The 18,888-nt window shown below is 62.2% G+C and carries 18 protein-coding genes; 12 read left to right on the forward strand and 6 right to left on the reverse strand.

Going from position 1 to position 18,888, the window contains the following annotated elements:
• Positions 1-23: 23 nt before the first annotated feature.
• The 3 genes from KFF05_07115 to KFF05_07125 all read left to right on the forward strand — a co-directional run bounded on the left by KFF05_07115 (position 24) and on the right by KFF05_07125 (position 3,619).
• Positions 24-491, forward strand: a complete 468-nt coding sequence (locus KFF05_07115; protein UTW53119.1) for a hypothetical protein — start codon at positions 24-26, stop codon at positions 489-491.
• A gap of 75 nt (positions 492-566) precedes the next feature.
• Positions 567-1,319: a hypothetical protein gene (locus tag KFF05_07120; GenBank protein ID UTW53120.1), complete on the forward strand. Its 753-nt coding sequence runs from the start codon at positions 567-569 to the stop codon at positions 1,317-1,319.
• A gap of 137 nt (positions 1,320-1,456) precedes the next feature.
• Positions 1,457-3,619 (forward strand): alpha/beta hydrolase, encoded by a 2,163-nt coding sequence (locus tag KFF05_07125; GenBank protein ID UTW53121.1) that lies wholly within the window; start codon positions 1,457-1,459, stop codon positions 3,617-3,619.
• 16 nt (positions 3,620-3,635) lie between these two features.
• Here KFF05_07125 and KFF05_07130 read toward each other — a convergent pair whose 3' ends face one another.
• A complete protein-coding gene (locus KFF05_07130) occupies positions 3,636-4,226 on the reverse strand; it encodes a TetR/AcrR family transcriptional regulator (GenBank protein ID UTW53122.1) in 591 nt (196 codons plus the stop codon).
• Positions 4,227-4,458: 232 nt separating this feature from the next.
• On the opposite strand from KFF05_07130, the gene KFF05_07135 reads away from it, so the two are divergent.
• The 4 genes from KFF05_07135 to KFF05_07150 all read left to right on the forward strand — a co-directional run bounded on the left by KFF05_07135 (position 4,459) and on the right by KFF05_07150 (position 7,291).
• Positions 4,459-5,013, forward strand: coding sequence for a carboxymuconolactone decarboxylase family protein (locus KFF05_07135; GenBank protein ID UTW53123.1), 555 nt, complete (start codon positions 4,459-4,461; stop codon positions 5,011-5,013).
• A 146-nt stretch (positions 5,014-5,159) separates the two neighbouring features.
• Positions 5,160-5,699 carry a cytochrome P460 family protein gene (locus tag KFF05_07140; GenBank protein UTW53615.1) on the forward strand — a complete coding sequence of 180 codons (540 nt, stop codon included), beginning with the start codon at positions 5,160-5,162 and terminating at the stop codon, positions 5,697-5,699.
• 183 nt (positions 5,700-5,882) lie between these two features.
• Complete coding sequence (locus KFF05_07145) at positions 5,883-6,113, forward strand: hypothetical protein (GenBank protein UTW53124.1); 231 nt, start codon at positions 5,883-5,885, stop codon at positions 6,111-6,113.
• A 218-nt stretch (positions 6,114-6,331) separates the two neighbouring features.
• Positions 6,332-7,291, forward strand: a complete 960-nt coding sequence (locus KFF05_07150) for an MBL fold metallo-hydrolase (GenBank protein ID UTW53616.1) — start codon at positions 6,332-6,334, stop codon at positions 7,289-7,291.
• Here KFF05_07150 and KFF05_07155 read toward each other — a convergent pair.
• Together KFF05_07155 and KFF05_07160 are read right to left on the reverse strand one after the other, a co-directional pair.
• The gene (locus KFF05_07155; protein ID UTW53125.1) at positions 7,273-7,872 is read right to left on the reverse strand and encodes a DJ-1/PfpI family protein; all 600 of its coding nucleotides are present in this window, start codon (positions 7,870-7,872) and stop codon (positions 7,273-7,275) included. The genes KFF05_07150 and KFF05_07155 overlap by 19 nt on opposite strands.
• Before the next feature lie 38 nt (positions 7,873-7,910).
• A complete protein-coding gene (locus KFF05_07160) occupies positions 7,911-8,945 on the reverse strand; it encodes a GlxA family transcriptional regulator (GenBank protein ID UTW53126.1) in 1,035 nt (344 codons plus the stop codon).
• A 161-nt stretch (positions 8,946-9,106) separates the two neighbouring features.
• Here KFF05_07160 and KFF05_07165 point away from each other — a divergent pair, with 161 nt between their 5' ends.
• Positions 9,107-9,979 (forward strand): 3-keto-5-aminohexanoate cleavage protein, encoded by an 873-nt coding sequence (locus KFF05_07165; GenBank protein ID UTW53127.1) that lies wholly within the window; start codon positions 9,107-9,109, stop codon positions 9,977-9,979.
• A 94-nt stretch (positions 9,980-10,073) separates the two neighbouring features.
• On the opposite strand, the gene KFF05_07170 is transcribed toward KFF05_07165, so the two are convergent.
• From KFF05_07170 to KFF05_07180, 3 genes are all read right to left on the reverse strand, one after another.
• Complete coding sequence (locus KFF05_07170) at positions 10,074-10,400, reverse strand: helix-turn-helix transcriptional regulator (protein ID UTW53128.1); 327 nt, start codon at positions 10,398-10,400, stop codon at positions 10,074-10,076.
• 206 nt (positions 10,401-10,606) lie between these two features.
• Positions 10,607-13,810: an efflux RND transporter permease subunit gene (locus KFF05_07175; protein UTW53129.1), complete on the reverse strand. Its 3,204-nt coding sequence runs from the start codon at positions 13,808-13,810 to the stop codon at positions 10,607-10,609.
• Positions 13,811-13,829: 19 nt separating this feature from the next.
• A complete protein-coding gene (locus KFF05_07180; GenBank protein UTW53130.1) occupies positions 13,830-15,002 on the reverse strand; it encodes an efflux RND transporter periplasmic adaptor subunit in 1,173 nt (390 codons plus the stop codon).
• A 288-nt stretch (positions 15,003-15,290) separates the two neighbouring features.
• On the opposite strand from KFF05_07180, the gene KFF05_07185 reads away from it, so the two are divergent.
• From KFF05_07185 to KFF05_07200, 4 genes are all read left to right on the forward strand, one after another.
• Positions 15,291-16,583, forward strand: a complete 1,293-nt coding sequence (locus tag KFF05_07185; GenBank protein UTW53131.1) for a c-type cytochrome — start codon at positions 15,291-15,293, stop codon at positions 16,581-16,583.
• Between the two features lie 46 nt (positions 16,584-16,629).
• Positions 16,630-17,559, forward strand: coding sequence for a histone deacetylase family protein (locus KFF05_07190; protein ID UTW53132.1), 930 nt, complete (start codon positions 16,630-16,632; stop codon positions 17,557-17,559).
• 89 nt (positions 17,560-17,648) lie between these two features.
• Positions 17,649-17,927 carry an exodeoxyribonuclease VII small subunit gene (locus KFF05_07195; GenBank protein ID UTW53133.1) on the forward strand — a complete coding sequence of 93 codons (279 nt, stop codon included), beginning with the start codon at positions 17,649-17,651 and terminating at the stop codon, positions 17,925-17,927.
• Positions 17,928-17,945: 18 nt separating this feature from the next.
• Positions 17,946-18,845 carry a polyprenyl synthetase family protein gene (locus KFF05_07200; GenBank protein UTW53134.1) on the forward strand — a complete coding sequence of 300 codons (900 nt, stop codon included), beginning with the start codon at positions 17,946-17,948 and terminating at the stop codon, positions 18,843-18,845.
• Positions 18,846-18,888 lie beyond the last annotated feature (43 nt).

The raw sequence follows: 18,888 nt of genomic DNA on the forward strand, positions 1-18,888 counted from the left end.
GCTTAGGGACGAGGAAACCGAAGATGACCATCATCGCCGAAATTACGACCGAGAAAAGGGACGTTTATCCGGTGTTTCGCGGACTGACCGAATTGGGCGTAAGCAACGCTGACCTGGCCGAGGCGCTTGAAGCTTCGCCGGCGGCCGTGGCGGCCTGGCGCAGCGGCGAGGCGCGCATGCCGGCCCGTCTGATCGCGTTTCTGACGCTGATCCTCGATTCCCTGGTTGAACGCAAGGGGAGTGAGGCCGCCGTCACCGCCTCGATGTTCCCGGGACTGCCGGAGGCGGGCCAGATCCGCACCGTGCGGGCGCGCGACAATCTTCAGCAGCAGCAGGCCTTCAATTGCGGTTTTGACCGCGCGCATATGGAATCGGGCCTGCGCTTGTTCCTGAACTGGCGAAATCGTAAGGTGTTCACGGATACACGGTTCGTGGGCGTGGAACGCGGCCGAGCCGCGGATATCGGGCATTTGGGCGTGGCTGCCACCTGACGCCGATCAATGCGGTCGGGGGACCGCAGGCGAAAGGGGCCCGCACAGGGTGCCATGGGGTAAGACGAGGGAAGTATGAGCGACAAACTGTTCGGATTGACGGAAGAAGGCGTCAAGACCGCGCTGGATATCAAGACCCGCTATAAAAAGCGGGAACCGCTGGTTGTGCCCTCCGACGGCGACAAGTTCCTGGCGCCCGAGAATTTCCTGAATTCGACTATTGATCTGGGCGGTCTCGAAGACCCGCTGCCGCTTGCCCTGGTGTCGGCCCGAGACCCGGAAGCCCCCATGGCCCTGGCCGCCGTGGCGCGCCTGTCGCCGCTTGGCCGCAAGACGCGGTTGATTTCCGGCATGTTTGAGATCGTCGGCGACATCTCCAAGCACGAAGCGGTCAAGAACGCGATTTCGCTGATTACGGAAAGTGCGTTCGATCCCAACGCCATTGCCAAGCTGCGCCGCGAAACCTCGCGCTTCATCGTGCGCACGCGGGCCGAATACACCACCGCGCTTCGCCAGAACCTGCACAACCTGATGGACGGCAGCGTGTCGCCCCGTTACTTCGTGCAGGAATTCTTCCAGCTGACCGAAGCTGGCAACATGCGCAACGACATCCGCAAAAAGCTGGTGATCAGCCTGCTGATGTCCGAAACCGTGCGCCCCAGCGTCAAGTTCCTGATGCTGGAAAACTTCCATGAAATGCCGGCGCCGGTGCAGACGGCGATCATTCAGGCGCTGCTGCGCGCTGATTCCTCGCGCCATGTCGACCTGATGAAGGAAGAACTGCGCTGGATCGTCGCCCAGGGCGTCGAATACAGCCGCGCCCACTGATCCAATCCCACCGATCCTCTTGGCGCCATGACCTGATCCGGTAAACCCGTTCTGGGTCCTCCCAAGGCGCGTTCTCGCCCTAATTGAAATATTTTCCCATGCGCGTAGGATGTGTAGGCGCTTGGGGAGTAAGTGCAATGCGGATGACGAAATTGCCAGGGATGGGTATGCGGGAGCATATGCAACCGGCGCGGATCATGACGTATTTGCGGATCACCGCCGCCTTTGGTGTCACTTACGTTCTGATGACGGCGGCCGCAAGTACCACTTTGGCCCAATCGACGCTGGAACGGGTCAAGGCACGAGGGGCCGTGACCTGCGTAACGTGGCAACAGCCCTATTTCTTTTCGCATTACGGCAAGGGGGGCGGCAGAGGCATGGACGCCGACTCATGCCGGGCCGCGGCCGCCGCAGTGTTCGGCGATCACAAGCGGGTCAAATATGTATTGGGCCAGAGATCCTTCAACGAAATAGTGGTTGCGGCGGTGCAAGGTGAAATCGATCTCATTCCCAGAGTGTCCTGGCAATCAATTCAAAAGTTCAAAAAAACCATGCGTCCGACGTCGCCCGTGTTCATGGATGGTCAGGGCATTCTTTTGTTCGACCCTGGGCAGCGGGGCGTTTCAGCCGATCTCGGCGGCAAGACAATCTGTACGTATTCGGGGCACAAGTATGAGAAACGTCTGAGAGATTATCAGCAGACGTCGGGAATGGCGTTCAAGATTGACAGCAAATTGTTCGAAAGCCGCCAGTTGTCGCGCACGGCCGATACCCTGTACAGCGCGGTCAAGGATGGCAAGTGTGATGCGTTCAGCGATAGCATCCTTCGGCTGGACGAGATCGCGCGCAAGGTTGATCTTAACGCCTATGTTTTCAACGACACGGTTGCCGTCGATGCCATGGTTCCCGCCGTGGGGCGCGGTGACAATGATTGGGCCAGCGTTGTCTCCGGCGTGGTGAACATGATGGCGTTGGCGGATCAACTGGGATGGTCCGACAAAGAGAAGACCTTCACGAGAAGACACTACTTCGGCGTGTCGCCTAAGGAAGTCGTGTCGTGGATATCGAGCGCGGGAAAGAAATTCGGCCTGTCCGGCGAATGGGCTTTCGATGTGCTTGGGCAGGTGGGTAGCTATCAATCCACTTTTGCGGCGAATTTGGACGGCTTGCGCGGGTTCCCGCTCGTCAGGCGGATCAATGCCGTGGCCACCGAAGGCGGCTTGCGGTCGGCTGGTGTTCCCTTGGAGCGGTCATGGGAGTTGAAGGCGATCCCGAAAGACGTCTCTCCTGCGGTGCGGACGGTCTTTGTTGCGACAGATCGCGTCATTGACACCGAAGCCGACCGCTTCCGCTTTAAGTTCAAAAGCGCGCATGCTGACAACATCAGGTTGGCAAAAGCCGTCGTGGCCTTGCGCAAGACCACGAAAGAGGCGTCGGGCGATATCTGGGGCCTAGTGTATCAATCGATGGATGCAGACGGCATTCCTGAGATCGGGCTGCGTGATACAGAAAGTTCCCTTTACGGTGCGGCCTCCGACTTTTTCGATGATATTCGGCAAGCGCTTCAGGCCTTGAAGAGCGCGCCGAATTATAAGGCACCAGCAATTCTGGTCTACGTCCACGGGTTCCAAAACTCCTTCGCCAATTCCGTCGAGACCATGGCTCGGATGATGAGCAACATAGGGTTTCCTTGCGTCCCCGTCGTATTCGCCTGGCCGACGAACGGCGGCCCCAATTACATCGCCCAACGGGACCGTGTCGCCGATGCGGGGGATGCCCTGTCGGTCTTTCTGCAGACGTTGCACGCGGAGTTCAATGGCGCGGACGTCCATGTGCTGGCCCATAGCCTGGGCAGCGCCGTTACGATCAAGGCATTGCATGAACTGCAGAAGCAGGGGGCCGCGCCGGTCAAGCTCTCGGAATTGATCTTCGCGGCCGCCGACCATCCGCCGGGCGATTTCTACAACACGGCGAAAGAGACCGTTCAGGGGCACATCGTGGACAGGGTGACGTCCTATGCATCATCGAATGACAGGGTATTTGGAGGACGCGGAATCGTCACCGCAAGCCCGCGCGCTGGCTATATCGAGAACGGTCGGATGCGCCAGTCAAAATGGGTGGATTCAATTGATGCATCTGATGCAATCGGCGAATGGAAAGGGCATTCGAATATCTTCAAGTCGCCCTATTTGCTGTTCGATTTTAGCGAAGTCCTGGCCGGACAACCCATGACCCTCCGCAGCGTGACGCTCGAATGTGCGTCAGAGACGGGTTATTGCCGGGTACGCCAAGTGAAGTGATTGGTCTCTGCGTGCGTTAGGTCGGCTCTGGAATTCGACTTGTCATCGCTTTATCGATCAACACCGCCGCCGCCGTCTTGGCGACCGCCGCCGCGCGCGTGCGGTTCTGAGATACTTGGGCGGTGACGGTGGCACCCTCCAGCACCATGGCCAGTTCTTCAGCCAGGCTGGCCGGGTCAGGTGCTCCCATGCCCCGGCACTGTTGCTCGATATAATCGCAGATCATGGATTTGAACGCTTTGCACTGGTGCCGCACGGGGGTGTCCGGGTCGGAAAATTCGCCGACCGCGTTGATGAACATGCAGCCGTAGAACGAATTGTCCTCGAACCAGGCGCGGGCGGCGTCGAACACGGCAAGAAGCCGTTCCTTCGGCGTGGTTCCGCGGCTTTCGACCTCGCGCATGAAGTTATTGCGGAATAGGCCGTCATATTTGCGAAGGGCTGCCAGGATCAGTTCATCTTTGGACCGGAAGTGGCGGTACAGCGTCTTTTTCGACACCCCCGATACGGCCAGGATCCGGTCGATGCCCGTCGCGTGAAAGCCGTGTTTGGCGAACAGGTCGATGGCCGTGTCGATCAGTTGTTCGCGTCTTTGAGAGTCGCTCATCATTGCACCATGGGGATACTAAGTTGTCTCCAATTTATAGGTAATTTGTGGCCGGCGCAAATCTTCATAAAAATCAGATAGCTAAAAAATATTGGGAAATACCTATGTTCACAAAGGTGTGAGTGACGGATTTTTCGTTTTTCGAATGGAGACAGATCTGTTACCTAGTGCGTCACCAGGGAGACAGATTTGTCTCCCTCCTTTAACCGACAACGCAAAAGGAGTTACGCACATGCCCAGAATTCAACCCGTCAATCCCGCCGAAGCCAACGGTGATGCCAAGGTTTTGCTGGACGGGGTCAAAGCCTCGATCGGCGCGGTGCCCAACATTTTCGCCACCTTCGCCCAGTCGCCGAAAGTCCTCGAAGGCTATCTCGGCCTCAACAAGGCGTTGAGCGGCGGCCTTCTCAACGCCCGCCTGCGCGAACAGATCGCCCTGGCCATCGCCGGCGCTAATGCCTGTGATTATTGCGCCTCGGCACACACGGCCATCGGCAAGATGACCGGTGTCGCCCCGGACGAGTTGACCCGAAATCTTGCTGGTCAGTCCGAGGATGCCCAGGTGCAGGCGGCCCTGACCTTCGTGCGCAAGGCTGTGGCGGCCCGCGGTTTGGTCGCCGACGCCGATGTTCAGGCCCTGCGTGACGCGGGCTTTGGCGACGGCGAAATCGTCGAGATCGTGGCGCATATCGGCGTCAACCTGCTGACCAACTACTTCAACCACATCGTCGGTACGGATATCGACTTTCCCGTGGTTCGCGCCAACGCCGACGCGGCGGCGGCGTGATCCGGCACGGGGGCGGCACCGCCACCGCCGCCCCCGTCGTCGGCCGTTGGTTTTCAATTTTCGATGGGGAATTCGCAGATATGACATCGACAGAATACAGCGGGTGCTGCGTCCTGCGCCTGATCCTGGTGGCCGCGGCCTCGGCGATGGTTTTGATCCTGGCCATTGCCGTTGATACGGCCTTCGCGCAATCCAACCGTTCCAATTTCGCCGACGGCGCCGTCGCCGCGGACGGCAGCCTTCGCGTTCCCGAAGGCTTTCGCGCTCGCTACGTCATGCTCGGCGCCTGGGCCGTGGCCGGTGACGCGGACACGGACGGCAAACTTGGCCTGCACGTCGTCTACGCGCCCGGCGATGCCGTCACGGCCTATCGGCAAACCGGACAGTTCCCGGACGGTAGCGTCCTGGTGAAGGAACTGTTCAACGGCAAAACCGAAGACCTGACCACCGGCCAGGCAACCAGCGCCGCCGACGTTGCCGGATACTTCGTCATGGTCAAGGACAGGAAAGGGCGGTTTTCCGGAAATCCCCTGTGGGGTGACGGCTGGGGATGGTCGTTCTTCGCCGCCGGCGAGACGGAAAAAGCCCAGACCAAGGATTACGTAACCGATTGCCTGGGCTGTCATGAGCCGGCCCGCGCCACGGACCTGGTCTACGACTACGCCTATCCGGTTCTCCGGAAATGATGACACGGCATGCCGGGGCGGCAGGGGCTGCCTCGGTATGCTTGTGGTCGTGCATACCTATTCACGCTGAATCCTATACTTTCGGTCAATAGTGTTTGATCGCGTTGTCTGCGATAAAGAACGCGGACAACAACGTCCTCCTTCAAAAACATCCGCTTAAGGAAGATGAGGAGAACCAAGCCGATGAGACCGCAATTGTTGGTTTACGTATCGCGCAACGACCCGGAATATTTCGTCATCACGCCAACCCATTTGGCGCATCAGGCGCATGTCGATTTCTATTGGAGTGCTTCCGACGATCAGCTTTCCCTGGTTCCCCGGGAACGGGCGCGGGAGGTGCTTGAACGCCTTGGCTGTGAAAATGCCGAGACCGTGGCGATTGATGAATCCGGGCCGTTCTGCCATGCCGCTTAGGGCGGGCCTCATCCCCCTCAGCCGTCCTTAATCCGTTCCCTGACGCCGCGACCACCCGGCTTGCCGGGGCGCCGTCATGCGTGGTAGCAGTCACATTCCCGCCCTGACGACCATTCGGAGCCCATCCTTCCGTGTCTTTCCAACCCGATTATGCCTTCGACGGTGAACCGCCCCTTGGCGAAACCTGGGAGGTCGCGCCCGGCGTGCGCTGGCTGCGCATGCCCCTGCCGTTCAAGCTGAACCACATCAACCTGTGGATGCTGGAAGACGGCGACGGCTGGACCCTTGTCGACACCGGTATCAACACCGAGGAAACCCGCACCGCCTGGGACCGTGTGTTCGAGAACACCCTGGGCGGCAAGCCCGTCACACGCATCATCGTCACCCATTTCCATCCGGACCATGTGGGCCTGGCCGGCTGGTTGGCGGCGCGCTTCAAGGTGCCGCTGTGGATGCCCTACACGGAATGGGCCACCGGGCGGATGCTCAGCTTCGAAACGGGACAAACGGCGGGGCCAGTGTCTCACGCGTTTTACAAGGCCGCCGGCTTTACCGGCGACCGTCTGGACCAGGTCGAACATCGGGTCGGGCGTTACGGCGGCAATATTTCGCCCATTCCGGCGGCCATCCGGCGCATCGCCCATGGGGATGAATTCGCTGTCGGGACCCATTCCTGGCGTGTGATCGAAGGCAACGGCCATTCGCCGGAACATGCCTGTCTGTACTGTGCGGACCTGGGTGTGCTGATATCCGGCGATCAGATTCTGCCCAAGATCAGCCCCAATGTCTCCGTCTGGCCGCAGGAGCCGGAGGCCGATCCCCTGGCGCGGTTCCTGGACAGTCTGAAGCGGTTCAAGGACTTACCGGCCGATACCTTGGTGCTACCGTCCCACAACTGGCCGTTCCGAGGGCTTCTGGAGCGCCTGGACGACCTGGCCGCCCATCATGTGGAACGCCTGGACGCCGCCCAGGCCGCCTGTGCGGCGCGGGACGGCGACGGCGGGGCGACGGCGGTCGACGTGTTGGAACACCTGTTCAAGCGCGAGATGGACACCCACCAGATGTTCTTCGCCATCGGCGAAAGTCTGGCGCATTTGCATCACCTGATGACGCTTGGGCGGGTGAGCCGCTCCGTCGACGCCGCCGGGGTCTACCGCTATCAGGCGGCCGCCGTATAGGGCGGGGCGGGGAAGTATTCGATCCCTTTCTGGACGAAGCGGGCGAATTCAGGGCTTTTCAGCTGGCCCAGCAGCCACAACGACATGTCCATGCCGGCGGAAATGCCCGCCGAGGTGACGACATTGCCGTCGCGCACGAAGCGCACATCGTCCATAACCTCGACATTGCCGCCGCCGCGCAACAGGTCGACCGCCGCCCAATAGGTCGTCGCCCGCTTGCCCTGCAGCTGACCCGCCCGGTGCAGCAGCAGCGCACCCGTGCACACGCTGGTCACCCAGCTGCAGTCCGGCGCAACCTTCTTCAGCCAGTCGATTTCCGGCCCGCCGTTGGCGAAGATCGCCCGCGTGCCCTGGCCGCCGGGGACCAAGACGATGTCCAGCTTGGGGTGGTCGTCCAGGGTGTAATCGGTGACGATCCTGAGGCCCTTCGCGCAGGTGATTTCACGGCTGCCCGATCCGATGGTGCAGACGGCGAGGCCGGAATCTTCCTGCTTGGCGGCCCAGGAGAACACTTCCCAGGGGCCGATGGCGTCCAATTCTTCCATGTCGTTGAAGGCGAGAATGCCGATTTGCGTGGTCATAATGATGTCTCCGGTCAGGGTTGGGTTTCGGGAAAGGGTCAGGCGGGTGCCAGGGAGGCAAACCGCATTCGGTAGTCCTGGGGGCTGACCCCCAGATTGCGATGAAAGGCCCGGCGCATGCGTTCTTCGTCACCGAAGCCGCATTGCCCGGCGATCAGCTTGACGGGCAGGTCACTGTCTTCCAGGAGGTTGCGGGCCGCCTCGATGCGGGCCTCTTGGACAAAGCCGGCGGGCGTGCGGCCCGTGGCTTTCTTGAAATGACGATTGAAGGTGCGCAGGCTCATGGCGGCCTGTTCGGCCATGGTTTCGACGCTGATGTCCTCAGCCAGCCGGTCCAGCAGCCAGATCTGCACGTCGCGGATGTTTCCCCGCGGTGCCATCTGCGCCGATAGTTGGCGCGAGAACTGGGTCTGGGAGCCCGGACGCTTCATGTACATGACCATCTCCCGCGCCACCTCGAGCGCCAGGGCCTTGCCGTGGTCTTCCTCCAGCAGCGCCAAGGCAAGGTCCATGCCCGCGGTCACGCCGGCCGAGGTATAGATGTTACCGTCCTTGATGAAGATCGGGTCAGGTTCGACCCTGACGTTGGGAAAGCGGTCGGCCAGATTTCGGCAATGGGCCCAATGGGTCACCGCGCGGCGTCCGTCGAGCCGCCCGGCGGCGGCCAGAACATAAGCTCCGGTGCAGACGGAAACCACGCGCCGCGCCGATTTCGTCAAGCGGCGGATGTCGTCGATGGTATCCGCGTCTTCGGTGAACTTCAGGGACCCCTTGCCGCCGGCGCAGATCAATGTGTCGAACGGCGGGACCGCGTCTTTGAGGGCGCTATCGGCGAATAGGGAGACGCCGGTCGATGTGCGTACGGGGCCCGAGCGGCCGGCGATCATGCGCAGGTCATAAAGTGGTCCGTTGCCGCCGGCAGCCATATGGATTTCGTTGGCGGATCCGAATACGGCGGCGGGCCCGGTCGCGTCGATGATCTGGCAACGGTCGAAAATGACGATGCCGATCCGCTTCGGTGCGGTCTGTCGGCGCGCGGATATATCCGCCTGTGATGTCGTATCGGGTGCCATGGCCGTAGTGTGCGGCGGCCCGGTGTTTGGCGCAATGACAACGACCCCGCTTTTTATGCCATTTGTTCTGGGCAGATGTTTACCGACCTGTTGGCGACTTTCCGCCCGGCCGCCGCTGTGCGTATGATGTCGGCACAATAAACCAGGAGGAAATGGCCACCATGAGCCAAAAGACAATTATCACCTGCGCCGTCACCGGGTCGGCGCCGACCACACAGAAAACCAAGGCGACGCCCGTCACGCCGGAACAGATCGCGCAGTCGTCGCTCGACGCCGCAAAGGCGGGGGCGGCGATCTGCCACATCCATGTGCGTGAACCCGACGGTACGCCGAGCATGAAGTTCGAGTACTACGAAGAAGTCGTGAAGCGCATCCGCGACGCCGGCTCGAACATGATCATCAACCTGACCACCGGACCCGGTGCCCGCTATATGCCGAGCGACGAAGATCCGCTGATCGCCGGCCCGGGCACGGAATATGTCACCCCGGAAAAGCGCACGGCCCACGTGGAAAAGCTGAAGCCGGAGGTTTGCTCGCTCGACGTCGCGACCATGAACTTCGGCGAACGCGCCTTCATGAACGTGCCGCGCCATATGCGCGTCATGGCCGACCGCATCAAGGCGGCGGGCGTGAAGCCGGAATTGGAAGTGTTCGACACCGGGCACATCGAACTGTGCAAGCAGCTGATCAAGGAAGGGCACATTGAATCGCCGCCCTATTTCCAGCTGTGCCTGGGCATTTCCTACGGCGCCACGGCGACCCCGGAAGCCATGATGCACATGCGCGACCGGCTGCCCGAAGGGGCACCCTGGTCGGCGTTCGGCATCTCGCGCCAACAGTTCCCCATGGTCGCCCAAGCGGTCCTTCTGGGGGGCAACGTGCGGGTCGGGTTGGAAGACAACATCTATTTGGGGGCCGGCGAACTGGCACCGTCCAACGCGGCCCTGGTCGAACGCGCGGCAGCGATCATCGAGAATCTGGGATCGTCGGTTGCCACGCCGGACGAGGCACGGGGCATTCTCGGCCTGGGCTGATCCTATCTAGGGAACTGCCGGGCGGCGTTACGCCACCCACATGAAATAACCGGCACGGGGGCGGCAATGCCGCCCCCCAAGCCGGTTTCATGCATCAAACGGCGATACGCGCCTTTTCGATGACGGCGGGCATTTCGAACAGCCCGGCCAGCGCCTCAAGGATCGTCATCGCTTCATCACCGCGCAGGGAATAATAGATCGTCTGCGCGTCGCGGCGGGTTTTGACCACGCCGTCATGGCGCAGGCGCGCCAGATGCTGCGACAGGGCGGACTGAGACAGTCCGACGATGGTTTCAAGTTCGCCCACGCATTTTTCGCCGCGGGCAAGGTGGCACAGCACGAGAAGGCGGTGAGGGTTGCTCATCGCCTTGAGAAGGGCGCTGGCCTGTTCGTGATTCTGTTCTACGGTATAAGTTGGCATGGCGGTTGTTATTGTCCTTATTGCGATGGTTGTTGTTGCTATTGACCGCGCCCGTTCACCCTCAGGTTTACGCGCGGTGGGGTGCTAGGGGCTTATATAAGCATTTTCTCGGGCGGATAAAACCGGACAAAAGGCCAGGGTATGCCCATACTTTTGGACAGACCGTGGTCTAGACGTTTCGATTCTTCGATTTATGGTCATCACGGTTATTCAGCTGCCTGGGGGTCTGCGGTGGGGGCATCGGTGCCGTGGCCGGCCGAAGGTTTCCCCCGTTTTTCACCGACCCCGATGACAAGGGTTAAAAGGGGCGGAATGATGGCAAGGGTCAAGATCGCCGACAGCGACAGGCCACCCAACACGACCGACCCCAACCCGCGATAAAGCTCCGAACCGGCCCCCGGGAACACCACCAGCGGCATCATCCCGAACACGCTGGTCAAGGTGGACATGAAGATCGGCCGGATTCGGTTGCTGGTCGCCTCGCGGATTGCCTCGGCCGCGGTCATGCCGTCTTCGCGGAGGTGCACCAGAGTTTGGTGAACCAGCAGGATGGCGTTGTTGACGACGATGCCGATCAAGATCACGAAGCCCAGCAGGGTCAGCATGTCCAGCGGCTGGAATGTGAACATGTTCAGCAACGACAGCCCGACCACACCGCCCGCCGTGGCCAGCGGCACCGAGAGCATGATGATGAGCGGATACAGGAAGCTTTCGAACAGAACCGCCATCACCAGATAGACAATGATCACGGCAATCCCCAGGTCGAGCTTCATGGCCTGCCAGGTCTGGTTCAGCTTGTCCGCCGTGCCGGTGAGGCGCAGCGATGTGCCGGGCGGCAGGCCCTCTGCATACATGGGGTCGATGATCTTGGTTTTGATGATGTCGAGCGCCTGTTCCAGCGGCACGTCGTCCCGCGGCAAGATCGATAGCGTCACCGCGCGCTGACGTTCGAAGTGATTGATCTGGGTCGGGCCCGTGGTCATTTCAATGTCGGACAGGGACGCCGCCGGAATGATCAGCCCGGCCGAGGTCACGACCGGCAGGTTGCTGATGCCTTGTGTTTCGGTGACCTGATCCAAGGGGCCCTTGATCATCAAATCGACCAGTTTGTTGCCGACGGTGATTTCGGCGATGCGCAGGCCGTCGTTGAAGGCGTCGATGGTGTCCGACAGCTGGCGCGCGGTCACGCCGTTGTCGGCGAGCTTCACCCGGTTGGGGCGGATGCGCAGTTCGGGCGCCCCCAGGACCAGTTCCGGCTGCGGGCGGACTTGGTTGCCTTCCTTGCGGGGGAACTCCTGGTTGACGCGGTTGAAGGTCTTGAGCGCCACCTCCATCAGCGGCTCCAGGTCCGGGCCCAGGATGTTCAGGTCGATGGCGCGGGTACCGGTGACGCCGCGCCCAAATAGGGAGCGTTGGGTGATCTGGCCAAGGGTGCCCGGTTCCTTGAAGGCGGCCTCGCTGAGGATCGGGATCAGGTCCTTGACCCGCGTCGGATCATGGGCGGCGGCGCCCAGAATGGTGCGGCCGCGGAAGGTGACGAAGAAGAAGCGGTTCAGCTTGGGCCGGCCCTGAGCGTCCGGCTCCGGTCCCGAGACCTCGGCCAGCAATGGGAAGACCTCTTTCTCATAGCCGCGGGCGATCTGTTCCATGGTGTCCAGGTTGTAGCCCGGCGGCGGCACGATGAAGCCGATGATGAGGTTACGGTTGCCGCTGGGGAGATACTCCAGCTTGGGCAGCAAAAGCCAGGTGACGCCGGTGCAGATGCTGCACAGAACGGTGACCATGATGACGGAGCGCAGACGCGACGCGGTGACCCATTTGGTCAACCCCATCAGCGACTTCATGAACAGGGCCGCGAAATCGTCGATCACCGGGATATGGCGGCGGACGATGCTGTCCTCGCCGGGCGATCCCAGAATGCGATTGGCCAGCGCCGGGATCAGGGTGACGGCGACCAGCAGCGAAATCAGCACAGAGACGGAGAGCGCCACGGCGATGTCGCGGAACAGCTGGCCGGCCTCCAGATCCATGACCAGGACCGGAATGAACACCATCACCGTGGTCAAGGCGGATACCAGGACAGCGACCCAGACCTGCTTGGCCCCGCGGTAGGCGGCTTCGGCCCGCGTACGGCCCAATTCGCGGTGGCGGAAGATGTTTTCCAGCACCACGATCGCCGCATCGACGACCATGCCGACGGCGAAGGCGATCCCGGCCAGCGAGATCACGTTCAGCGACCGGCCCATGGCGGCCATGGCGACGAAGGCGCCGATGACGGACACGGGGATCGCCATGGAGACGATCAGCGTCGCCCCGCCCGACCGCAGGAATAGCAGCAGCATGAGCGCGGCGAGTGCCCCGCCAACCACGATGTTCTGCTGCACAAGGTCGATGGACGAATTGATGTAGATGGTTTCGTCATAGACCTGACGCAGTTCCAGGGCTTGGGAGGGAAGGGCGTATTCGTTCAACTCCTTCACGGCTTCGCGGATGCCGCGCATGACCTCGATCACGTTGGCGCCGCCTTCACGCACGGCGTTGAAGGCCATGGCCGGCTGGCCGTTGAAGCGGATGCGTTCGGTCGGCTTGGAGGTGTCCCAGGCCACGGTCGCGATATCGCCCACGGTAACGCGGGCGAAGCGGCCGGTCGTGGGGTCGCGGTCCGAGCGCAGGATCACGCTGGATACGTCTTCCAGGCGCTGGAATTCACCCTCGGTGCGCACCACGTAGCGGCGCTTGCCTTCGTCCACGTCGCCCGCCGAGACCGAAGAATTGGCGGCGCGCAGCTTGTCGACCACGTCCGTCACGGTCAGGCCGTAGCGGGCCATGCGGTCCGGTTCGACGAAAATGGTCATTTCCTTGCGCGCGGCGCCATACAGGTTGACCCGCGCCACGCCGGCCACGCGTTCGATGCGGTCCTGGATCACCTCCTCGGCGAAATCGCCGAACCGGTGAATTTCCTCGTTGTTGCCGGGCTTGCGGATGATCACGAACCAGGCGATGGGGTTGTCTTCGGCACTGGCGGTCTGGATCGACGGCTCGTCCGCTTCCTCGGGATAGCCGTTGACCCGATCAAGCCGGTTGGACGCCAGCAACAGGGCCTTGTCCATATTGGTGCCGATGGCGAATTCCAGATTGATGCGCCCGCGCCCGTCCTGGGATTCGGAGCGGATTTCCTCCAGCCCCTCGATGCCCTTCAGGACCTCTTCCTGTTTGACGATGATTTCGCGCTCGACCTCGGCAGGGGCGGCGCTGGGCCAGACTGTTTCGACGCTGATGACCGGTTTGCGGATGTCCGGCGTCAACTGGATCGGGATCGAATAGAGGGCCACCACACCGAACAGAATCAGCATCAGCACCGCCGCCATGACGGCGATGGGTCGCTGGATAGATAGCCGGATCAGGTCCATGGGGGGGCGTCTCCGGGCCTCAGGTCTTCGGCTTAGGCGCCGGGGCCGTGTCGGCGGCGGGGGCAGCCTCGCCGCGGTTCGGCGGCGGGGTGAACGAGATGTCCTGGCCGGGGCGCAGGCGTTCGTTGCCGCGCACGACCACTAGGTCGCCCGCGGCCAAGCCGCTCTCGACGATCAGGCGGCTGCCCATGGCGGCGCCCAGGCGCACCGGGCGGACAAGGGCTTTGCCCCCTTCGTGCAGGAACACGACGGTCTTGCCCAGGCGGTTGAGGATGGCGTCCTTGTGCACGGTGACCACCGAGGCGGCGCGTGCGGCGGGAATGCTGAGCGTCACGCTTTGGTTCGCGGCGATGCCGGTCCCGTCGGCCAGCGCATCAAGGCGGAAGCGTACCGTGCGGGTGCGGGTCTGTGGATTTTCATCGGGCACGACGGCGCGCACGCTGGCTCGGATCGTCGTGGCGGCGGACACCGCAGCAGTGACGCCGACGCCGGGAACCAGACCGCCCACGTTGCGTGACGGCACGTCGGCCTCAATCTCCAGATTCGTGTCGTTGATCAGGGTGATCAGGGGATCGCCCAGGTTGACGAAGGCGCCGGCCTCCGTGTGACGGCGGGACACGACGCCGCCGTAGGGGGCAACGACATCGGCATAGGACAAGGCGATCTCTGCCAATCTAAGGTTTGCCTTGGCGCTGGCCATCTGGGCGCCGGCAACGGCGATTTCGGCCCTGGCGACGGCGACTTCCTGCAGTTTGTCGTCAAGCCGGGCCTGCGAGAACGCGGCCGATTTGCGCAGGCCTTCCAGGCGTGACAGTTCCTGTTGGCGGAGCTTCAGGGTTTCCTGGGCTGTTTCCAGGGCGGCCTGGAAGCGGTTCAATTCGGCCGCCTTCAATTCCTGTTCCCACTTCAGGCTGTCCTTGACCAGCACGGCCAGGACGTCGCCCTTGGCGACCCGATCGCCGACATCGACCCTGAATTCGGCGACGGGACCGCTGATCCGCGCTGCGACGGGGCCGGCCTGGCGGGCGATGAAGCGACCGATCACCGGTACGTTCTGATGCGAAGCCTCGGTTACCACCCGGTCGACGACAACGGGCACGGCCTGCGGTGCTTGCGCCCGGGCGGTTGCCAGAGATAGCAAGGCGGCAGCGATTGTCGATAGGGCAAAGACGGTGGGCCGGGCTGCGGACATCAAGGGGCGTTCCTCTGGTTCGGGCCCGAATTCGGGTCTGGGCCTGCGGCGGGCGCCAGTTTAGGCAGGGGCCGTGCGCCCCGCAATCAGTATTGCAAGCAAATTTGCACGTAAATCCCCGTCAAGGCGGTCTATTTGCGCATGGCGAAAAGGCGGTTGGCAAGGGGCGGGGCTTCTTCCAATATATTTACCATGCCGATGCTGACCGCCCCGCGCGCCGACCTTCCCATCCATGGGCCGACTGTCCGGTTGCCCCGCGTTTTCCAGTTTTTGGTGGGTTGCTTTGCGATGCTGTTGGCCGCGGCGATGCCGGGCGATGCGCGCGCCGACCTGATCGGTCACGGCGGTATGGTGCGGGCCGTCGACGTATCGCCGGACGGCCATTGGGTCGTCACGGCCAGTTTCGATTTCACGGCGCGGTTGTGGGATTTCGGGACGCAGGCGGAAGTGGCCGTCCTTGACGCCCACGAAGGGCCGGTGACCAGTGCCGTGTTCACCCCCGACGGCAAGCATGCCGTGACCACCAGTGACGACAAGTCGGCAATTATCTGGGACGTACCTGCGGGCAAGCTTGTCCGGCGGCTGACCGGGCACGGTCATAAGGTCATGGCGGCGGCCGTGTCGCCCGGCGGCAAGCAGATCGCCACCGGTTCCTGGGATAAGACCCTGCGGATCTGGGATATGGCGACAGGCGAGGCAATCCGTGTGATCACACATTCCGCGCCGATCAACGATGTCGCTTTCGTCAACGGCGGCGCCTGGGTAGCCGCCGGCGGGCACGACGGCAAGGTCGGAATGTGGTCGATCAAAGACGGTCGCCTACAAGGTGTTCTTGAGGGGCACCGTCAGGGCATTACGAAAATGAATGCGTTGCCCGGGGGGAAGCGCCTGTTGACGGCCAGCATCGACCGCACGCTGCGCCTGTGGGACATCAAAACGGGCGCGGCCGTCTCCGTCCTTACCCATAGCGAGGATCGCACCGGCCAGGTCTATGCCGCGGCCGTATCGCCGGATGGGCGGCGGGCTTTGTCGGCGGGCCGGGACGGGCGCCTGATGGAATGGGATCTGGCGACCGGGGCGATCCTGACAACCATTCCCGCCCACGAAAAAATCATCTGGGCCGCCCGCTTCGCACCGGACGGCCGCTTTGCGTTGACTGCAAGCGCCGATGAGACCACCGCCGTATGGCATCTGGAAACGGGGGACCGCATCGGGCTCAAGGCCAGCGACAAGACCGGCAAGCAACCCTGGCTGTCGAGCGATCACCCCGGGGCCCGGCTGTACACCAAATGCGCCAATTGCCATGCCTTGAACACCCAGGCGGCGACGCGCTCCGGCCCGCATTTCGAAGGGTTGTGGGGGCGGCGGGTCGGTGCGGTCGAGGGCTATAACTATTCCGGTGCGCTCAGAAACAAGTCCTTTACTTGGAATGAAAAAACCCTATTTGATTTGTTTTACCAGGGGCCTGACAAGTTTTTGCCGGGTACCAAGATGCCGGTGCAGCGGGTGCCTGACAAAGAACAACTTGCCAATCTCGTGGACTATCTCCGGGTTCTGACGACAGGCGGGGCGAAACAGTGACGCGAACCCGTCCTGAGGACAGGAGCGGGAGAAAGGAACGACGCCAATGACGACGCAGCTATATTTCCATCAAGCCTGCGTGGAGCATGACCCGGGTCGCGGCCATCCGGAATGTCCAGAACGCCTGCGCGCGGTCATGCAGGCCTTGGAGGCTGAGCCGTTCGCCAATCTGCTGCGCCTTGAAGCGCCGATGCTCGACCTGGGTGTGGTCGAGAACACTCACGGTCACGACTACGTGGAAACGGTGATGGACAACGTGCCCACGGAAGGGCGTGTCTACCTGGATCCGGACACCAGCATGTCGCCGAAATCGGCGGAAGCCGCACTCCGCGCCGCCGGCGGCGCCTGTTCCGCGGTCGATGCGGTTCTCAGCGGCGAAGCACGCAACGCGTTCTGTGCCGTGCGGCCGCCGGGCCATCACGCGGAATCGTCGCAGGCCATGGGGTTTTGTCTGTTCAACACGGTCGCCATCGCCGCCCGTCACGCCCAGCGGGCCGAGGGCATCGAGAAGGTCGCCGTTGTGGATTTCGACGTTCACCACGGCAACGGCACGCAGCATTCGTTTCAGAACGACCCCAACCTGTTCTATGCGTCGTCCCATCAATGGCCCGCCTATCCGGGCACGGGCAAACTGCAGGACACGGGCGTGGCGGACAACATCTGCAACCTGCCGCTGAACCCGGGCGACGGCACGGATGCCTTCCGCCGGGGCTATCGCGACCGCATCCTGCCGGCGCTGCGTAAGTTCAACCCTGATCTTCTGATCATTTCCGCTGGATTCGATGCCCATGCGCGGGACCCATTGGCATCGCTGATGCTCACGACCGAGGATTTTGTCTGGGTCACGGTCGAACTTTTGCGGGTTGCCCGCGACTGCTGCGACAACCGGGTGGTGTCTTGTCTTGAGGGGGGGTATGACCTGAACGCCCTGGCGGAAAGCAGTGCGGGGCATGTGCGTGCCCTGATGACACAGTAAACCTCTGAATTCCGCCACCGCCGGGGCTTCGCACTTGCGGTACGGGGGCGGGGGCCCTACACTCCCGCGCCTTGTCGATAAGGTATTCCATGGCCAAGCAGAAAACCCCAGACACCGACACCCAGACGGAAATTCCGGCGGATGTCCGCGCGCTGAGCTTCGAGGACGCGATGAGCGAGCTTGAAGATATCGTGCGCGGGCTGGAGCAGGGGGCCGGGTCCTTGGATCAGGCCATCGATTCCTATTCGCGGGGCGTCGCGTTGAAGACTCATTGCGAGGCCAAGCTCAAGGAAGCGCAACTGCGTGTCGATAAGATTGTCGTCGGCAGCGGCGGCACCCTGACGACCGAACCCGCCGACCAAGAATAGTCCCGGAAAAAGAAGTAAATGAAAGATTCCAATTCGGAGTTTCAGGCCGCACTGGGCGACAACGCCAAGCAAGTGACGGACATGCTCGATGCCTTGATGCCGCTGACGGACACGCCCGAGGCGCGCGTGGTCGAAGCCATGCGCTATGCCTCCTTGGCCGGTGGCAAGCGGGTTCGTCCGTTTCTGGTAACGCAGAGTGCTGCACTGTTCGGCGTTGATACGACATCGGCCCTGCGCGCGGCGGCGGCGGTTGAAATGGTCCATTGTTATTCCCTGGTCCACGACGATCTGCCGGCCATGGATGACGATGACCTGCGCCGCGGCCAGCCGACTTGCCATATCAAGTTCGACGAGGCGACGGCAATTCTGGCCGGCGACGCCCTGCTGACCAAGGCGTTTGAGGTGCTGGCTGCACCGGAAACCCATTCCGATGCCCGGGTGCGCGCCGATCTGGTTCTCGCCCTGGCCAAGGCGGCCGGCGACCACGGCATGGTCGGTGGGCAGATGATGGATCTATGGGCGGAAAAGAACCACCTGGACATGGCCCAGATCACCCGTTTGCAGCGCATGAAGACCGGCGATCTGATTGCCGTTTCCGCGGAAGCAGGGGCGATCCTGGGCAAGGCCTCGGACGAGGCCCGCACGGCCCTGCATGCCTATGCCCACGACATTGGCTTGGCCTTCCAAATTGCCGACGACCTGTTGGATGTCGAAGGTGATGCGGCGCTGGTCGGCAAGGCGACCGGCAAGGACGCCGATGCCAACAAGGCCACCTTCGTATCCCTGCTGGGCGTTGACAAGGCACGTCAGCAGGCTGACATGCTCAGTGAACAGGCCGCGGCACACCTTGAAATATTCGGCGAAAAAGCCGACCTTCTAAAGCAATTGGCGCGATTCATCGTCGAACGGCGCACCTGATTCGACCGATACGACAGAAGCAACAGCAACAAGTGGTCCGGAC

This window comes from bacterium SCSIO 12827 (assembly GCA_024397995.1).
Classification (GTDB): Bacteria; Pseudomonadota; Alphaproteobacteria; order Rhodospirillales; family Casp-alpha2; genus UBA1479.

Bases quoted from the DNA above. Each gene is read 5' to 3' on its own strand.
- KFF05_07115 (UTW53119.1), top strand. From the start codon at position 24: ATGACCATCATCGCCGAAATTACGACCGAGAAAAGGGACGTTTATCCG.
- KFF05_07120 (UTW53120.1), top strand. From the start codon at position 567: ATGAGCGACAAACTGTTCGGATTGACGGAAGAAGGCGTCAAGACCGCG.
- KFF05_07125 (UTW53121.1), top strand. From the start codon at position 1,457: ATGCGGATGACGAAATTGCCAGGGATGGGTATGCGGGAGCATATGCAA.
- KFF05_07130 (UTW53122.1), bottom strand. From the start codon at position 4,226: ATGAGCGACTCTCAAAGACGCGAACAACTGATCGACACGGCCATCGAC.
- KFF05_07135 (UTW53123.1), top strand. From the start codon at position 4,459: ATGCCCAGAATTCAACCCGTCAATCCCGCCGAAGCCAACGGTGATGCC.
- KFF05_07140 (UTW53615.1), top strand. From the start codon at position 5,160: ATGGTTTTGATCCTGGCCATTGCCGTTGATACGGCCTTCGCGCAATCC.
- KFF05_07145 (UTW53124.1), top strand. From the start codon at position 5,883: ATGAGACCGCAATTGTTGGTTTACGTATCGCGCAACGACCCGGAATAT.
- KFF05_07150 (UTW53616.1), top strand. From the start codon at position 6,332: ATGCCCCTGCCGTTCAAGCTGAACCACATCAACCTGTGGATGCTGGAA.
- KFF05_07155 (UTW53125.1), bottom strand. From the start codon at position 7,872: ATGACCACGCAAATCGGCATTCTCGCCTTCAACGACATGGAAGAATTG.
- KFF05_07160 (UTW53126.1), bottom strand. From the start codon at position 8,945: ATGGCACCCGATACGACATCACAGGCGGATATATCCGCGCGCCGACAG.
- KFF05_07165 (UTW53127.1), top strand. From the start codon at position 9,107: ATGAGCCAAAAGACAATTATCACCTGCGCCGTCACCGGGTCGGCGCCG.
- KFF05_07170 (UTW53128.1), bottom strand. From the start codon at position 10,400: ATGCCAACTTATACCGTAGAACAGAATCACGAACAGGCCAGCGCCCTT.
- KFF05_07175 (UTW53129.1), bottom strand. From the start codon at position 13,810: ATGGACCTGATCCGGCTATCTATCCAGCGACCCATCGCCGTCATGGCG.
- KFF05_07180 (UTW53130.1), bottom strand. From the start codon at position 15,002: ATGTCCGCAGCCCGGCCCACCGTCTTTGCCCTATCGACAATCGCTGCC.
- KFF05_07185 (UTW53131.1), top strand. From the start codon at position 15,291: ATGCTGTTGGCCGCGGCGATGCCGGGCGATGCGCGCGCCGACCTGATC.
- KFF05_07190 (UTW53132.1), top strand. From the start codon at position 16,630: ATGACGACGCAGCTATATTTCCATCAAGCCTGCGTGGAGCATGACCCG.
- KFF05_07195 (UTW53133.1), top strand. From the start codon at position 17,649: ATGGCCAAGCAGAAAACCCCAGACACCGACACCCAGACGGAAATTCCG.
- KFF05_07200 (UTW53134.1), top strand. From the start codon at position 17,946: ATGAAAGATTCCAATTCGGAGTTTCAGGCCGCACTGGGCGACAACGCC.